Raw genomic sequence first — 15,341 nt, 5'->3', positions numbered from 1 at the left:
AACATGGCAGCTAAAGAAGTAATCTTCGGCGACGCAGCGCGCGCCAAAATGGTCGAAGGCGTCAACATCCTGGCCAACGCCGTTAAAGTCACCCTGGGCCCTAAAGGCCGCAACGTCGTGCTGGAACGTTCGTTCGGCGCCCCGACCGTCACCAAAGACGGCGTGTCGGTCGCTAAAGAAATCGAACTGAAAGACAAGCTGCAGAACATGGGCGCGCAAATGGTCAAGGAAGTTGCTTCCCGCACCAGCGACAACGCCGGCGACGGCACCACCACCGCGACCGTGCTGGCCCAGGCCATCGTGCGCGAAGGCATGAAGTTCGTTGCCGCCGGCATGAACCCAATGGACCTGAAGCGCGGCATCGACAAGGCGGTCGCCGCCACCGTCGAGCAGATCGCCGCGATCGCCCGTCCATGCACCACCACCAAGGAAATCGCCCAAGTCGGTTCGATCTCGGCCAACTCGGACGCATCGATCGGCGAGCGCATCGCTGAAGCGATGGAAAAAGTCGGCAAGGAAGGCGTCATCACCGTGGAAGACGGCAAGTCGCTGAACGACGAGCTCGACATCGTTGAAGGTATGCAGTTCGACCGCGGCTACCTGTCGCCATACTTCATCAACAACCCGGAAAAGCAAGTCGCAATCCTGGACAATCCATTCGTCCTGCTGTGCGACAAGAAAATCTCGAACATCCGCGATCTGCTGCCGGTACTGGAACAAGTCGCTAAAGCCGGCCGTCCACTGCTGATCATCGCCGAAGACATCGAAGGCGAAGCACTGGCGACCCTGGTTGTGAACAACATCCGTGGCATCCTGAAAACCTGCGCCGTCAAGGCCCCAGGCTTCGGCGACCGTCGCAAGGCCATGCTGGAAGACATCGCGATCCTGACCGGCGGTCAAGTGGTTGCTGAAGAAGTCGGCCTGACCCTGGAAAAAATCACGCTGGAAGAGCTGGGCCAAGCCAAGCGTATCGAAGTCGGCAAAGAAAACACCATCGTCATCGACGGTGCTGGCCAGGCTGAAGGTATCGAAGGCCGCGTCAAGCAAATCCGCGTGCAGATCGAAGAAGCGACTTCGGACTACGACCGTGAAAAACTGCAAGAGCGCGTGGCCAAGCTGGCCGGCGGCGTTGCCGTGATCAAAGTCGGTGCCGCCACCGAAGTTGAAATGAAAGAAAAGAAAGCCCGCGTTGAAGATGCACTGCACGCTACCCGCGCCGCAGTGGAAGAAGGCATCGTGCCAGGCGGCGGCGTAGCCCTGCTGCGCGCCCGCGCTTCGATCACCATCAAAGGCGACAACCCGGACCAGGACGCAGGTATCAAGATCGTTCTGCGCGCCATGGAAGAGCCACTCCGTATGATCGTCCAAAACGCCGGCGAAGAAGCTTCGGTCGTTGTTGCTGCGGTTCTGGCCGGCACGGGTAACTATGGTTACAACGCCGCCAACGGCACCTACGGCGACATGGTTGAAATGGGCGTGCTGGATCCAGCCAAGGTCACCCGTTCGGCACTGCAAAACGCAGCGTCGATCGCCGGCCTGATGCTGACCACCGACTGCATGGTTGCCGAAGTCACCGAAGACAAGCCAGCCGGCGGCGGCATGGGCGGTATGGGTGGCATGGGCGGCATGGGTGGTATGGACGGCATGATGTAATTGCCGGCCGGCTCGGCTAAGGCCGAGTCACCTCGCTGCACGGAAAAGCCAGCTTCTTCGGAAGCTGGCTTTTTTTTATGCTCTGATCGTGTTGCTGTGATAGAGTTGACAATTCCGCAACAAGAGGCCAACACATGCAGTCGATACGCGCCCGGATGACCTATTTGCGCAACGGCGAAGGCTTCGCCGCCATCGGCTTGCCCACTGTCTTTTGTATGGTGTGGGAGGCATCGGACGATACGGTGGCATGGGGAATGCGGTGCGCCGCCATGGCGACGGTCGTCTACATCCTGTTGCAGGGCATGCTGTATTGGCAGCTGAAGTTGCAGTCGACGGTGCTGCGTCAGCCCTTCCCTTCGTATTTCCAGCCGCTGTACCGCTTTTTTAAATATTCGAACATCGTGGCGATCGCCGGGGTGGCGACGCTCATCGCGTTGAGCGGTGGTGGCTCCGCCGACCTGTGGTGGTCGTGCGGCCTGCTGGCCTTCGCCGTGCTGGAGCACATCAACTATTACCACTACCAGCTGATGTACGACACCCGCGGCGCGTTCGATTACGTGCGCCGCAACGGCCGCCTGCGCAAGGCCGCGCTGGGGCTGGATCTGCGGCGGCACACAGCGGTGTAAGCGCTGGCCGCTCTATTGCTCGCTGTGGAATAGCTGCCGCACCAACTCGGCCCCGCGCTCGCGGTTAAAGCCTTCCATGCGCAGGATCAGTTCATCCCCGGCGGCGCCCAGCTCGCACGTATACATATCGGCCTTCTGCTGATCGAGATGATCGAGATCGGTCCCTTCGACTTCTTCGATTTTTCCTAGTATTTTCTTGGCGAGCTCAACGGCTTCAGGGGTTGGCTTGCTCATGAGCGTATTGCGAAAATGATCATGCTTTAACATCACCGGTACACTGACCTGTTCGAGCGCACGCATGCAATAATAAATTGCTTCGGTCGCCACCATGCGCGGAACCGATTCGACAAGGGGAAGCCAATTCATCATCATCTCCCGTTAGAGTTCAATGGCATCAAAAAGCTTTCTGGGCAGGCTTTCGATAATAAATTCTTCGGACAGCACGTTCGCACGGTCCCGGACAATGACCGGCTTTAGCAACCGAGAGACCGGCAAGCCAGGAATCACCAGCAACAGCGGCTTGAACTCATGTAGCTGAGCTAGCATGACGATCTCTAGTATCTCCTGATACGCTTGCGCACCGATCACACTTGCGGCAAGCTTTGCGTCGGCACCGTGCTGTATTTTCATTCTGTTCCGAGCTATTTTCAACGAATGTAAATCGCCGCCGTCCACTTCTTTTTTAAGGCTCCAGTAGATATCCCTTGGGTTAGACGTCGTTGGCACACAATTGTTCTGACTCATGCGCGAAGAAGCATCGAAATAAGGCGTGCACCAGACGTAATGATGCTTGCCGTAATAGCGCTCACAAATGAAGTAGGCGAGCGTCGTGCAGCAGGAATAGTAAATACGCTTGTGATTCATGATGCCGGACTCCGTCGCAGCGGGAACGTGGGCTTTGATGATAAGCCTGCGTTCCGCCGTCCTTTTGCCGGGTGCGCTCAGCGTTTGATCGCCATCATGAAGGCGCCGAAGACTCAGGCGTCGCGGAACTGCGCTTCGATCTCTTCGCGCCGGGGCTCGTCGGCGATGTGCAGGATCAATATCTCGGACAGTTCCAGCGCGGGATGCGAGGCACGGTGTTTGGCGAACCAGAAGACCTCGCTCAAGTCCTCGTCCTCATGCGCGGTGGCCAGCAATTGCTGGTCTTCCGGCACGTCCTCGTAGTCTGTCGCCTCAAGGCTGGCGTCGTCGATCGATTCGCGCCAGGCCTCGCATTGATCGCCCCACGCGAGCGCATACCTGCAGCCGGACTCGACGAGCCAGCGGCTGACATCCCAGCGCGTCATCTCGGGCACTTCCGCCTCGACCATGACGATGGCTTTGAAGGCGGTCAAGCCTTCCAGTACCGGCAGGTCGTTTTCCGGAGCGAGGTGTAAATATCTGATCGATGGTTTCTGCATGATGGCGCCGCTGTAATGGTCAAGCGACGCATTCTCACCCGATTTCGCCGATACCGCAAATCCATCGGCGCCTCCGCCGACATCGGCGGCGGCAGGCGTCCACTCCTGACAGAAACTGACGGTGCCGCTGGCTAGAATGACTTTCTTTTTTCAACCGGAGTTCAACATGAAACCAGCAACCGTCAGCGCCGTTATCCACTTAAACTTTCGCGGCCATGCGCGCCAAGCGCTCGACTTCTATCAATCCGTATTCGGCGGACAGGTCAATGCCATGACGTATAAGGACTTCAACCAGGTGACCAACGAAGCGGAAGCGGATCAGGTGGTGTGGGGCCAAGTGGCGGCCGATACCGGCTTCCGCGTGATGGCCTACGACGTGCCGTCGCACACGCCCTGGAACCAGGGCGAGAACGCCTTTCTGGTCGCGGTGGAGGCAAAAACGCCAGACGAGGTCCGTGCCTATTGGGACAAGTTGTCCGCCGGCGCCGCCGTCACGGCGGAGCTGCAATCGGCGCAATGGACACCGTTGTTCGGCATGCTGAAAGACCGCTTCGGCGTCAACTGGACATTGAGCGTCGCGGCCCAACAAGCCGCGACGTGATGCTCCGGACGGTATGGCTTAGAACGGATCCAGCGCGATGGTGAACTTGCCGCTGGCGTCGATCGCGCCCATGGTGTAGCCCTGCCAGCCCGGATAACCCTGCGGCTCCCAGTAGAACACGCCCAAGCCGTTCGAGCCCAGCGCCTTGGTCTTGCTCAGCAAATCGGCGATCATGGCCTTGGAGGTGGCAGCCTGGGTCCAGTCCATGCCGACCTCGGTCACCATGACCGGCTTGGCATAACGCGACACCATGTCCCACATATTGGTGGAAATACGGTTGTTGTAGTTGGCCCAGTCCGACGCCGGCGGATAGTGCGACATGCCGATCACGTCCCACTTGGCGCCGGCATTTTTCACGCCGTCAAAGAACCAGCGGAACACCGCGTTGTCGTGGCCATTGGCCAAGTGCAGTATCACCTTGGCGTTCGGATACACGGCCTTGGTGGCGTTGTAGCCGCTGTTGATCAGGCCGGCCAGGTTGCCGAAGCTGGTCGTCTTACCTTCCGGCCACAGCATGCCGCTGTTGATCTCGTTGCCGACCTGTACCCATTCGACGTTGATGCCGTTGGTCTTCAGGTAGCTCAGGATGCCCTGCGTGTGGCTGTAGACGTCGTTGTTCAGCTGCGCCAGCGTATGGTTGGCCCAGGCGGCCGGTTTGGTCTGCTGTCCCGGATCGGCCCAGCTGTCGCTGTAGTGGAAGTCGATCATGATGCGTTGCCCTTGGGCGGCGGCGCGCTTGGCTTTGTACAGAACGTCGGCGCCATTGTTCCAGCCGCCGCTCGGGTTGACCCACACGCGCAGGCGGATCGAATTGATTTGCAGGTTTTTCAGCAGCACGAAGGGGTCGGTTTTGACGCCGCTGCTGTTATAGAAGGAATAGCCGCTCGACTCCTGCTGGCTGACCCAGCCGACATCGGCGCCGTTGGCGAACGTTTGTGCGGAGCCGACGGACGCGACAACGCCCATCGCCACGCCGCAGATTGCGGCAAGCAGATTCTTGAATTTCATTGTGTCTCCAGTGTTTGTTTTTTTATGTTGCTACCATGCTGCGTGACCGGCCACCTGTGCGCACCCTCCCCCGCCGCGTCGCGCGGCATCCGAACACATCTGGATTGCGCGCCGGCGTGCTGCCGGCGCGGCTACTGATTAACCGAAGCGCGCGGCGGGAACGCCGGCCACTTCCACCCGCACCGCGAACAGCGCGCCCGTCAACGGAAACTCGGTCAGTTGCTCGGGCGTGTTGTCTTCGCTGGCGGTGGTGATGAACAAGGTCTTCAGATCGGGACCGCCGAAGGTGCACGAGGCCGGATTGCGCACCGGAACGGTAACGGTTTCCAGCAGTTCGCCTTGCGGCGAGTAGCGGCAAACTCGGGAACCGCCCCACTGCGCGATCCAGACGCAGCCTTCGCTGTCGACCGTCATGCCGTCGGGCGCGCCTTCGACGTCGTATTCAAACTGGCGCCACACGCGCGGCTCGCCCAAGGTGCCGTCGGCCGCCAGCGGGTAGGCGTAGGTGCGGCCCTCGAAACTGTCGGTGTGGTACATCGTGGCGCCGTCGTTGCTGAACGCCGGGCCATTGCAGATGTGATAGGCCTCGTCGGCCACGGTCAACGTCAAATCCTTGTCGAGGCGGAACAGCTTGCCGATCGCCTGGTCGTAATCGGTGTTGTGCATCGAGCCGGCCCAGATGCGGCCGGCGCCGTCGACCTTGGCGTCGTTCATGCGCAGGCTGCTGCCTTCGGGGAACGGACGCGCCAGGTATTCGATGCGCAGCTCAGGCTCGAGCCAGACGCGGGCGATGCCGTCGCGCAGGCCCGCCATGAAACCGTCGCCGTCCTTGCGGGCGATCAGCCAGCAAATGAAGTCCGGCATGCTCCAGCTGTGACGCTCGCCGCTGACGGTGTCCAGCGCGTGCAGTTTTTGATTCTTCAGGTCGACGAAATACAGGCGGTTTTGCTCCGCCACCCACAACGGGCCTTCGCCCAGTTGCGCGCCCACTTCCCACAGACATTGCACGTCATGCTTGCTCATTCGTATTTATCCCAGGATGGAGAGAATCAGGCGGACAGGCCGCGCCAGGTGTTGACGTACGCCGTCGCGCGCTCGCCGAGCTGCTCGAGGGTCACGCCGGGCGTGTAGAGCGCGCCGCCGATGCCGAAGCCGCTCGCGCCGACTTTGACCCAACCCGCCATCGTTTCTGGCGTGATGCCGCCGACGGGCCACATCGGGGTGCCGGCCGGCACCACGCTGAGCAGGGCCTTCAGGCCGCCATGACCGATCATCTCGGCCGGGAACAGTTTGAGCGCGTGGGCGCCGGCGTCCAGCGCGGCGAACGCCTCGGTCGGCGTGGCCACGCCCGGGGCGCAATACATGCCCAGGTCGGCGGCGCGGCGGATCGCGGCAGGGTTGCAATTCGGGGAAACCAGCAAACGGCCGCCGGCGGCATATACCGCTTCGACATGGTCGACGCTGAGCATGGTGCCGCCGCCGACCAGCGTATCCGGCAGGTTCAGCTTGACCATCGACGCGATGCACTCGAGCGCGCCAGGACGGTTCAGCGGCACTTCCAGCGCGCGGAAACCGGCGTCGAAGAGCGTCTGGGCCACTGCGACGGCTTCGGTTGGTTGCAGGCCGCGCAGAATGGCGACCAGCGGAGTGGTGGGATGGGAAATAGTCATGATCAGTCCTGCTTGATGAATTGGGAAATCGCCGTGCAGTACACGTGATGGGGATCGAGCACGTCGCACCGCAGGCCGAAGTGCGCGGCGGCGGCGGCGTAACGGGCGGCCAGCGCCGGCGAGCCGATGACGGTAATGCCGGCGCCGCTGCCGTCGGCCGGGACTTGCCGGGCGGCGGCGGCGAACTCGGCGCCGATCAGCAAGCCGCTGACGACGGCGGCGGCCTGCTGCTGCGGCCAGGTGCGCGAGACGACGCCGGCGCGCACGCGGAACAAGGTGTTCGACAGCGGCTCGTTGTGCGCCGCCTGGTTCAGGCCGGCGGCGAAGCCTTCGGCGTCGGTGGTGTCGCCGGACATCATCGACGACAGCGTGCCGCCGGCCGACAACATGGCAAACAGTTCGCCGGTCATGTAGGTGGCGATCGACTGGATCACGCCGTCGCGCAGCAGCACCCATTTGCTATGGGTGCCAGGCAACACCAGCCAGCCGTCGCGCTTGCCCAGCGCCACGGCGCCGAGCAGCTGGGTTTCTTCGCCGCGCATCACGTCGACGGCGGCGCCGTTGCGGTAGCAATAACCGGGAACGATATGGGAGCGGCCGGCCCACGCCGGATCGGTGACGGGCGCCAGATGTTGCGGCAACTCGGTCAGCGGCACGGCGGCGTCCAGGTAGTTCACTTCCTGCCAGCCGGAGGCGCTGCCGACCATGCCGGACATGATCACCGGAATGTCGTTATCGAGGTGCATCGCGTCGAGCAAGCCGTCCAGCGACGCGCTGAAACGCTCGCGTCCGCCGACCGCCAGCATGCCCTGGCCGTCCTCGTGTTCCGCCAGGCACACACCTTGTTGGTCGATCAGATAAGCGCGCCGGTTGCTGGTACCCCAGTCGACGCCCAGAATTGTCTTTTCCACTAGTTAAAGTCCTTTTCTTATACTGCGAAGATGGTACAAAAATGGCCATAGTGCCGCCAATGAAATATGTCGCGCGACTGATACCAAAATAATATAGACATCTGCGATCCGGTGACGCCCGACCCGTTTGCGCTACAACAAGCGTTGCCGGCGGCTAGCCTCCTATAGTTGAGACGCGTTCACCTTCAGGAGGTTCCATGGACAGCGCCCCGGCCACAGAGCAGCCCCCGCAACATACCAAGCAGCAAGATTTCGACACGCTGGCGCACCAGCTCGGGCTGCAGCCGCGCGACCCGTGGGTCGGCGGCAGGGTCGATTATGAATGGGATCAGCTGCGCATGGTATTGGAAGTGATGCCCTCGCGCCTGCCGGACATGCATATCCTCGAGTTCGGCTGCAACATCGGCGCCTCGGCCATCCTGTTTTCCTACCTGGGCGCCAAGGTCTGGGCCACCGACGATTCGGCCGACTGGGTCGCGCTGGCGCGCCTGAACGCCGAGCGCTACGGCATCGACAACATCGACTTCGCGCACGTGGCCGACTCGCGCCGCCTGCCCTTCGTCGACGGCCAGTTCAGCCTGATCGCCTGCAACAGCGTGCTGGAACACGTCGCGCCGGCCGAGCTGCCGGCCGTACAGCGCGAGCTCGACCGCGTGCTGGCGCCGGGCGGGTTGATCCTGCTGACCGGCTCGAGCAACCGCATCTGGCCGCGCGAGGCGCATAGCGGCCGCTGGCTGGTCAACTACCTGCCGCGCTGGTGCGACCGCCTGGTCGGCAAACCGCTGCCGCGCGGCGTCTGGCCGTAGGCGATGCGGCGCGGCTTCGGCCCCCACTACGACAATCTGGACACCGCGCAGCCGGATAATTTCCTGCTGCGCTCGCGTTTGCGCGGCGGCGCCGACGTCCGCAGCCTGCAGCCGCTGCTATGGCTGGCGCGCCAGCTCGGCATCGGTCCGGGCATGCTGACGCCTAATATCTGCTGTTTCCTGCAAAAACACGCGCTTTCATAGGCGAACTGGAGGGTTGAAGTTGCCCGATGGATGCCTTTGGTTTAGTATGGCCGTCAACAAAATAGTCCAGGCTATCCCTTATGGCATCTCGCTCTCCGTCCCCCCGTACCTTGGCCATCGCCGGCGCCGCCGCCGTCGCGCTGGCCATCGGCGTGGGTCTTTATGTTACCAACAACAAGCCGGCCGCCGTACCGCCGGCGCCGGTCAAGCCGGCCGCGCCGGTCGTCGCCAACCAGGCGCCGCCGGCCAGCAAGGCGCCGCGCGCGCCCACGCCGCGTCCGGCAGCCAGCGAGCCGTCCGCGCCGGCCGAACCCAAGGCCACTCGCACCAAGGAACAAGCCTCGGCCGCGCTGATGGCGCTGCCGGAACTGCAACAGTGGTCGTCGATGCTGGAAAAAAGCTCGGGCGGCAAGGTGCGCGGCGCGCTGATCGAATACGATCCGACCCCGCGCAAGCTCAACGGCAAAAGCTATTGGCAGTTCAGCTTTGTCGAAAACAGCGCCGAATCGGCCCAGCGCTGGGAAAGCTTCCTGGTCTCGTCAAGCGACGACGAGATCCTGGTCGAAGACGCCACCAACGACGAAGTCATCAGCCTGGCGCGCTGGCGCCGGGAAAAGCATCCGGAAAAGCGCATCAACATCGACGGCTAAGCGGACCTACGCCGCCTTGCGCTCCTGCGGCGCCGGCGTCGCGCCCGCCGCGCTGGCCACCTTCCCCACCCACAACACCGAAAACACCGTCAGGCCGGCCGCGATCCAGCCGTTCCAGCCGTAGCCGAGGATGTGGCCGGCCGCGTCGGTGTGCAGGGTCATGCCGCCCAACAAGGCGCCAACGCCGCTGCCCAGCTGCTGGATCGCCGCGTTGGCGCTGAGGAAAGCGCCGCGTTTGGATGGCTCCGGCACGGTCGTCATCAGCGCCTGCAGCGGAATGGTGCGTCCCGACACGGCCGTCATGAAGAACGGGAAGAACAGGATCACCGCGATCAGCGGCATGGCCGGCATGTGCGTCATGAACATCATCGGCAGCACCGACAACAGCGCCAGATAGCGATACACCTTGTGCGCGCCGGCGCGGTCGGACCATTTGCCCACGAGGCGCGCGCTGACCAAGGTGGCCAGGCCGCCAGCCAGATACACATAGGTGATCTCCGCCGGCTTCACGCCCAGGTTGCTCACCAACACAGGCGAGATAAACGGGATCACCAGCATACCGGTCGTCATGTTGACGAAGGACAGCGCGAACGCCCGCAAATGGTTGGGCACGCGATACAGGCCGATCAGGTTCGGCAGCACCGCCGACAGCGGCACGCGCTGCGTCAGGTGGCCCGCAATGGGCGGCAGCGCGCGAGCGGCCAGCGCCCAGATCACCAGCGAGAACAGCACCAGCAGATAAAACGGCGACGCCCAGCCGAAATGCGCGGCCAGCATCACGCCGGCCGGCACGCCGACCACCGCCGCAAGGCTGAACGACGTCATCACGATGCCGGTGGCGGCGCCGCGCCGATGGCCCGGAATCAGGTCGCCGATGATGGCCATGACGATCGCGCCGAGCACGCCGCCGGTCACGCCGGCGAACGCCCGCGACAACACCAGCACGTGGAAATTGGGGGCGATGGCGCACGCCAGGTTCGACAAGGTGAACAGCGCGAACATCCACAACAGCAATTGCTTGCGGTCGAAGCGGTCGATATACATCGCCGCCAGCAGGCCGGACAGCCCGGCGCACCAGGCATAGGCCGACACCGCGCCGGACACGGCGGCCGGCGTGATGGTAAAGGCCTGCATCAGCTGCGGCGCCAGCGGCATCATCACCATGAAATCCATGATGACGGTGAATTGGGTCAGCGCCAGCAACCACAGCACCAAGCGCTCGCGCGCCGGGGCCAGGGTCGGGGTCGGGATTGCGGAAGGAGGAACGGCCATGCTCATTCCAGCGCCAAGATCTCGGCCGTCGTGCGGCGCAGGATCGCCCGGATATGCTCCAGCTTGGCCGCACTCGGATGGTTTTCCTGTCCCTGCGCGATGACCGCGTGCTTGAGCTCATGCATGATCGTGCGCAGATCGTCGCGCGACTCGGCGGGATCGCTCATGCGCGCCACGATGGCATCGACGAACTGGCGGTTCTCGGCCAGGAAGGCCTCGCCCTCCGGGGTAATGGTATGCAGCTTTTTGTTCCCGTCGGGGCTGGCGGCGACATGGCCCATGTCGAGCAGCATCGACAGCAGCGGATAGATCGCGCCCGGGCTGGGCGAATAGCCGCCGCCGGAACGCTGCTCGAGCTCCTTGATGATCTCGTAGCCATGGCGCGGCTTCTCCGAGATCAGCTGCAACACGATGTAGCGCATGGCGCCGGCATCGAACATTTTGGGACCGCGACCGCGACCGCCGCCGCCACCGCCGTGATGCGGACCATGGGCTGCGTGGGGATGATGTGCGTGATGTGAGAATCTAAACATTTTGTATCCTTTCGATATAACAAGTTAAGATATAACTTATTAAGATATATCTTAGCGTGTTTTCCATACAATTCAAGCGACGATTTGTAACAGCCGAAAAAAAAGGCAGACCATGGTGGTCTGCCTTTGGGGTGGCCGTCGTCCGGCGATCAGCTGTCCAGGTGTGAGATCAGCAGGCGCCGGTTGTCGGTCTCGCCGCTCTTGGGCTTTTGCTGCACCACCACGCGCGAATTCTGCGTGTCGAGCGAGATGCCGACGGACAGGATGTCGATCAGCAACAGCTGCAATATGCGCGAAATCATCGACAGGAACGTGGTGCTGTCCTCCGTGTGATCGACCGCCAGGCAAACGCTGGCCTTCTTCGCCAGCGGCGAGTTGCTGGCGGTGATGGCGATAACGTCGGCGCCAGCCGTGCGCGCGGCGTCGACCGCCTCCAGCAGATCCGGCAGCTTGCCTGAGTTGGAAATGGCGATCACCACGTCGCCGGGATTGAGCAGCTCGGCCGCCAACGTCAGCAAATGCGAGTCGCCATAGGCCGACGTCGGAATGCGGAAGCGGAAGAACTTGTGCTGGCCATCCAGCGCCACCACGCGCGAATTACCCATCGCGTAAAACTCCACCCGCTTGGCCTTGGCCACCAGCGCGATCGCCTTGTCCAGCGAGCGCACGTCCAGCTGATCGCGGAATTTCAGGATCGCGGAAACAGTATTGTCGATGACCTTGGCGCTCAAGTCGTGCGTGCTGTCGCTGACGCGCACCTGACTGTGACGCACCGGAATCGCGCCCGTCAGGCTGCTGGCGAACTTCAATTTGAAATCGGCCAGACCGAGGAAACCAAGCGAACGGCAGAATCGGATCACGGTCGGCTGGCTCACTTCCGCCAGCCGCGCGATATCGGCGATCGGTTCATTGAGCACCAGGCGTGGCTGCTCCAGCACCAGTTGCGCGACGCGTTGCTCGGCCGGCGTCAGTTCGTGCTGCAGGTGCTGCACGCGTTCCATCAGCGTGTTGGCGCCGCTGCGGCCGCGCAGGTGCTCGGACAAAATCGTCGCCACGCCGTAGAAGGCAGGATTCGGCGTGGTGATCACGTACGTCGGAATCTCCGACAGGTAGCTGGTGAAGCGGCCCTTGGCCTCGAAGCGCGAACGGAACGGCGACGACGCGAACCACTCCCCCATGCGCGGCACGATGCCGCCGCCGATGAACATGCCGCCGAACGCGCCCAGCGTGACGGCCAGGTTGGCGGTGGCGCCGCCCAGCATCGCGCAGAAGCATTCCAGCACTTCGAGGCACAGCGGGTCTTTGTCGGTCAGCGCGCCGGCCATGATCTCCTGCGAGCTCAGGTCGCGCACCTGGCGCCCATTGCGCTTGGCGATGGCGCGGTAGATGATCTCCATGCCGGGGCCGGAGATCAGGCGCTCGGTCGAGACGTGCGACCAGGTTTGCCATGCGTACTGCAGGATCGAATATTCACGCTCGTCGGCCGGCGCGAAGTTGGTGTGGCCGCCTTCGGAACCGAGCGTGACGAAACCGTCGACGGTCGGGATCACGCCCGACACGCCAAGGCCGGTGCCCGGTCCCAACACGCCGATGACGGAGTTCGACGCCGGCTTGCCGCCGCCAACCTGCATCAGGTCCGCGGGCTTGAGCCCCGGCAGCGACATCGCCAGCGCGGTGAAGTCGTTCACCACTAATAAGGTGTGCAGGCCGAGCGCGCGCCGTACTTCGTCGGTGGAGAATTCCCAGTCACGATTGGTCATGCGGACATGGTCGCCGCTGACCGGGTTGGCCACCGCCAGCGCGGCGTGGTTCAAGGTGATGTCGGCGTGGTCGGACAGGTACGATCGCAGCATGGCGACGATGTCGCTAAAGTCGTCGCACTTGAGCACACGCACGGCGCGGAATTCGCCGGGGGCCGTTTGCAAAGCGAAGCGCGCGTGCGTCGCGCCGATGTCGGCCAGCAGGCGCGGGCCGTCGGCGAACGCCGTGCGGTTGAGTTTTTGGTCTACTTCAGCTTGTTTCATCGTTCGATTCAGTCAAAACAGTTGGCGGAAGCATACCTGAAATACGTGGTGTTAAGAAGGTAAGTACGTGCTCAGCGCACGATAACGGCGGCAAATCGCCGCCGTCCTCACTCACTTTGCGTAGCCGAACCAGGCGCCGAAGGCCGGCAAGTGCACCTGGCTGCCGTCCACCGTTCCAGGCAGGTCGTAACCTTCCATCTGCTCGGCGCCGGCTACTTGCGGTAACACGAAGCTGACCGGCTCGCCGCCTAAATTAAACACGGCGATGATGCCGCGCTCACCGTCGGCATCGCGGCGCAGCGCCAGCACCGGCTCCGGCGTGTCGAAGAACTGGATGTCGCCGCGCGTGAGTTGCGGCAGCTTGCGGCGCCAGGCGATGAATTTGCGCGTGAACGCCAGCGACGATTCCGCATCCGACTCCTGCACCGCCGCCGCCTTGGCGACATGGTCCGGCGACACCGGCAGCCATGGCTTGCCGGTGGTGAAGCCGCCATCGGCGCCGGCGGTCCACGCCATCGGCGTACGGCAGCCGTCGCGGCCCTTGAACTCCGGCCAGAACGTGATGCCGTACGGGTCCTGCAGCAGTTCGAACGGCACGTCCGCCTCGGCGAACGCCAGCTCGTCGCCCTGGTACAGGCACGGCGTGCCCTTGAGCGACAGCTGCATCGCCAAAATCATTTTGGCAAATGCCTTCGGTGCGCCCGGTCCTCCCCAGCGCGTGGCGACGCGCTGCACGTCGTGGTTACCGACCGACCACGAGGCCCAGCCGCCTTTCACGCGCGCTTCGAACTGCTCCACCTGTTTGCGGATGTAGTGCGACGAGCAGGTTGGTACCAGCAGATTGAAGCTGTAGGCCATGTGCAGCTTGTCGCCGCCGGCCGTGTATTCGGCCATGACGGCCAGCGAATCGTCGGCGCCCACTTCGCCGATCGACACCGCCTGGTATTCATTAAGCAGGGTGCGCAGCTTTTGCAGGAACGGCAGGTTCTCCGGACGGCTCTTGTCGTAGACGTGGGCCTGCATGCCGTACGGGTTCACGTCCGATACGGTGGCGGTGTCGCGGTTGACGGCCGGTGGATTGCTGCGCAGTTCAGGATCGTGGAAGTGGAAGTTCGACGCGTCCAGGCGGATGCCATCGACGCCGCGCTCAAGCCAGAAGCGCAGCGCGTCCAAATGCGCCTGCTGCACCTGCGGGTTGTGGAAGTTGAGCTGCGGCTGGCTGACGAGGAAATTATGTAAATAGTATTGACGACGACGCGTGTCCCACTGCCACGACGAGCCGCCGAATACCGACATCCAGTTATTCGGCGGATTACCGTCCGGCGCCGGGTCGGACCACACGTACCAGTCGGACTTGGGATTGTCGCGGCTCGAGCGGCTCTCCTTGAACCAGGGATGCTCCTCGGCGGTGTGCGCCATGACCTGGTCGATCATGATCTTCAGGCCCAGGCTATGCGCCTTGGCGATCATGACGTCGAAATCGGCCAGGGTGCCGAACATCGGATCGACGTCGCAGTAGTCGGAAATGTCGTAGCCGAAGTCCTTCATCGGCGACTTGAAAAATGGCGAAATCCAGACGATGTCCACGCCCAGCGATGCGATATAGTCCAACTTTGCCGTAATCCCGGGCATGTCGCCGATGCCGTCGCCGTTGGTATCGAGGAAGCTGCGCGGGTAGACCTGGTAGATGATCGCCTCGCGATACCAATCTTTAATGTGCGGGGAAACTTGAGTTAGTTGCTTAGTCATAAGAGAATCCGGGGTTGGCTGCGTGTCGTGGAAGGCGCGCGGATGAGTTTGTAGAGAATATACATCACGATATTGTTTTTTTCAATCGTGTACCTGATTTGGGATTATCACAATTAATCCTTTTAAATCAAATACTTATGAGTTTTTATCGGAATTCATAAAACAAAAATGAGTAGTCAAACTACACAAATTTTAGGAGAAACCAGTGACTAGCAGCGCGATCGCCAACGG

17 protein-coding genes are annotated in these 15,341 nt (G+C 62.4%); 6 read left to right on the top strand and 11 right to left on the bottom strand.

Going from position 1 to position 15,341, the window contains the following annotated elements; genetic code table 11:
* Nucleotides 1–3: 3 nt before the first annotated feature.
* Both groL and ACZ0BA_RS28540 read left to right on the top strand, forming a co-directional pair.
* Nucleotides 4–1,653, top strand: coding sequence for a chaperonin GroEL (groL, locus tag ACZ0BA_RS28545; protein WP_363502872.1), 1,650 nt, complete (start codon nucleotides 4–6; stop codon nucleotides 1,651–1,653).
* A gap of 134 nt (nucleotides 1,654–1,787) precedes the next feature.
* Nucleotides 1,788–2,279 (top strand): hypothetical protein, encoded by a 492-nt coding sequence (locus ACZ0BA_RS28540; protein WP_463454501.1) that lies wholly within the window; start codon nucleotides 1,788–1,790, stop codon nucleotides 2,277–2,279.
* Nucleotides 2,280–2,291: 12 nt separating this feature from the next.
* On the opposite strand, the gene ACZ0BA_RS28535 is transcribed toward ACZ0BA_RS28540, so the two are convergent.
* The 3 genes from ACZ0BA_RS28535 to ACZ0BA_RS28525 form a co-directional block, all read right to left on the bottom strand.
* Entirely contained in the window at nucleotides 2,292–2,645 is a 354-nt protein-coding gene (locus ACZ0BA_RS28535; RefSeq protein ID WP_463454500.1) for a hypothetical protein, read from the bottom strand.
* Between the two features lie 12 nt (nucleotides 2,646–2,657).
* A complete protein-coding gene (locus tag ACZ0BA_RS28530; protein WP_463454499.1) occupies nucleotides 2,658–3,143 on the bottom strand; it encodes a hypothetical protein in 486 nt (161 codons plus the stop codon).
* A gap of 113 nt (nucleotides 3,144–3,256) precedes the next feature.
* A complete protein-coding gene (locus ACZ0BA_RS28525; RefSeq protein WP_463454498.1) occupies nucleotides 3,257–3,682 on the bottom strand; it encodes a DUF7684 family protein in 426 nt (141 codons plus the stop codon).
* A gap of 166 nt (nucleotides 3,683–3,848) precedes the next feature.
* On the opposite strand from ACZ0BA_RS28525, the gene ACZ0BA_RS28520 reads away from it, so the two are divergent.
* A complete protein-coding gene (locus tag ACZ0BA_RS28520) occupies nucleotides 3,849–4,283 on the top strand; it encodes a VOC family protein (protein WP_463454497.1) in 435 nt (144 codons plus the stop codon).
* 18 nt (nucleotides 4,284–4,301) lie between these two features.
* Here the strand turns inward: ACZ0BA_RS28520 and ACZ0BA_RS28515 are convergent, their stop codons facing one another.
* The 4 genes from ACZ0BA_RS28515 to ACZ0BA_RS28500 form a co-directional block, all read right to left on the bottom strand.
* The gene (locus tag ACZ0BA_RS28515) at nucleotides 4,302–5,291 is read right to left on the bottom strand and encodes a glycoside hydrolase family 53 protein (protein ID WP_463454496.1); all 990 of its coding nucleotides are present in this window, start codon (nucleotides 5,289–5,291) and stop codon (nucleotides 4,302–4,304) included.
* A 138-nt stretch (nucleotides 5,292–5,429) separates the two neighbouring features.
* Nucleotides 5,430–6,314: an SMP-30/gluconolactonase/LRE family protein gene (locus ACZ0BA_RS28510; RefSeq protein ID WP_463454495.1), complete on the bottom strand. Its 885-nt coding sequence runs from the start codon at nucleotides 6,312–6,314 to the stop codon at nucleotides 5,430–5,432.
* 26 nt (nucleotides 6,315–6,340) lie between these two features.
* On the bottom strand, nucleotides 6,341–6,961 hold the full coding sequence (locus ACZ0BA_RS28505) for a 2-dehydro-3-deoxy-6-phosphogalactonate aldolase (protein WP_463454494.1): 621 nt from the start codon (nucleotides 6,959–6,961) through the stop codon (nucleotides 6,341–6,343).
* A gap of 2 nt (nucleotides 6,962–6,963) precedes the next feature.
* Nucleotides 6,964–7,872, bottom strand: coding sequence for a 2-dehydro-3-deoxygalactonokinase (locus tag ACZ0BA_RS28500; protein ID WP_463454493.1), 909 nt, complete (start codon nucleotides 7,870–7,872; stop codon nucleotides 6,964–6,966).
* A gap of 197 nt (nucleotides 7,873–8,069) precedes the next feature.
* On the opposite strand from ACZ0BA_RS28500, the gene ACZ0BA_RS28495 reads away from it, so the two are divergent.
* The 3 genes from ACZ0BA_RS28495 to ACZ0BA_RS28485 all read left to right on the top strand — a co-directional run bounded on the left by ACZ0BA_RS28495 (nucleotide 8,070) and on the right by ACZ0BA_RS28485 (nucleotide 9,532).
* Nucleotides 8,070–8,678, top strand: coding sequence for a class I SAM-dependent methyltransferase (locus ACZ0BA_RS28495; protein ID WP_463454492.1), 609 nt, complete (start codon nucleotides 8,070–8,072; stop codon nucleotides 8,676–8,678).
* Nucleotides 8,679–8,681: 3 nt separating this feature from the next.
* The gene (locus ACZ0BA_RS28490; RefSeq protein WP_463454491.1) at nucleotides 8,682–8,882 is read left to right on the top strand and encodes a hypothetical protein; all 201 of its coding nucleotides are present in this window, start codon (nucleotides 8,682–8,684) and stop codon (nucleotides 8,880–8,882) included.
* A gap of 80 nt (nucleotides 8,883–8,962) precedes the next feature.
* Nucleotides 8,963–9,532 (top strand): hypothetical protein, encoded by a 570-nt coding sequence (locus ACZ0BA_RS28485; RefSeq protein WP_463454490.1) that lies wholly within the window; start codon nucleotides 8,963–8,965, stop codon nucleotides 9,530–9,532.
* Nucleotides 9,533–9,538: 6 nt separating this feature from the next.
* On the opposite strand, the gene ACZ0BA_RS28480 is transcribed toward ACZ0BA_RS28485, so the two are convergent.
* From ACZ0BA_RS28480 to ACZ0BA_RS28465, 4 genes are all read right to left on the bottom strand, one after another.
* A complete protein-coding gene (locus tag ACZ0BA_RS28480; RefSeq protein WP_463454489.1) occupies nucleotides 9,539–10,810 on the bottom strand; it encodes an MFS transporter in 1,272 nt (423 codons plus the stop codon).
* Nucleotides 10,807–11,337 carry a PadR family transcriptional regulator gene (locus tag ACZ0BA_RS28475; RefSeq protein WP_463454488.1) on the bottom strand — a complete coding sequence of 177 codons (531 nt, stop codon included), beginning with the start codon at nucleotides 11,335–11,337 and terminating at the stop codon, nucleotides 10,807–10,809. Before ACZ0BA_RS28475 ends, ACZ0BA_RS28480 begins: the two co-directional genes overlap by 4 nt.
* Before the next feature lie 149 nt (nucleotides 11,338–11,486).
* Complete coding sequence (locus ACZ0BA_RS28470) at nucleotides 11,487–13,361, bottom strand: glucokinase (protein WP_463454487.1); 1,875 nt, start codon at nucleotides 13,359–13,361, stop codon at nucleotides 11,487–11,489.
* Nucleotides 13,362–13,472: 111 nt separating this feature from the next.
* Entirely contained in the window at nucleotides 13,473–15,110 is a 1,638-nt protein-coding gene (locus ACZ0BA_RS28465) for an alpha-glucosidase (protein WP_463454486.1), read from the bottom strand.
* Nucleotides 15,111–15,341 lie beyond the last annotated feature (231 nt).

This window comes from Duganella sp. AC917 (assembly GCF_979258245.1).
This window is presented reverse-complemented; position numbering and strand designations above follow the sequence as displayed.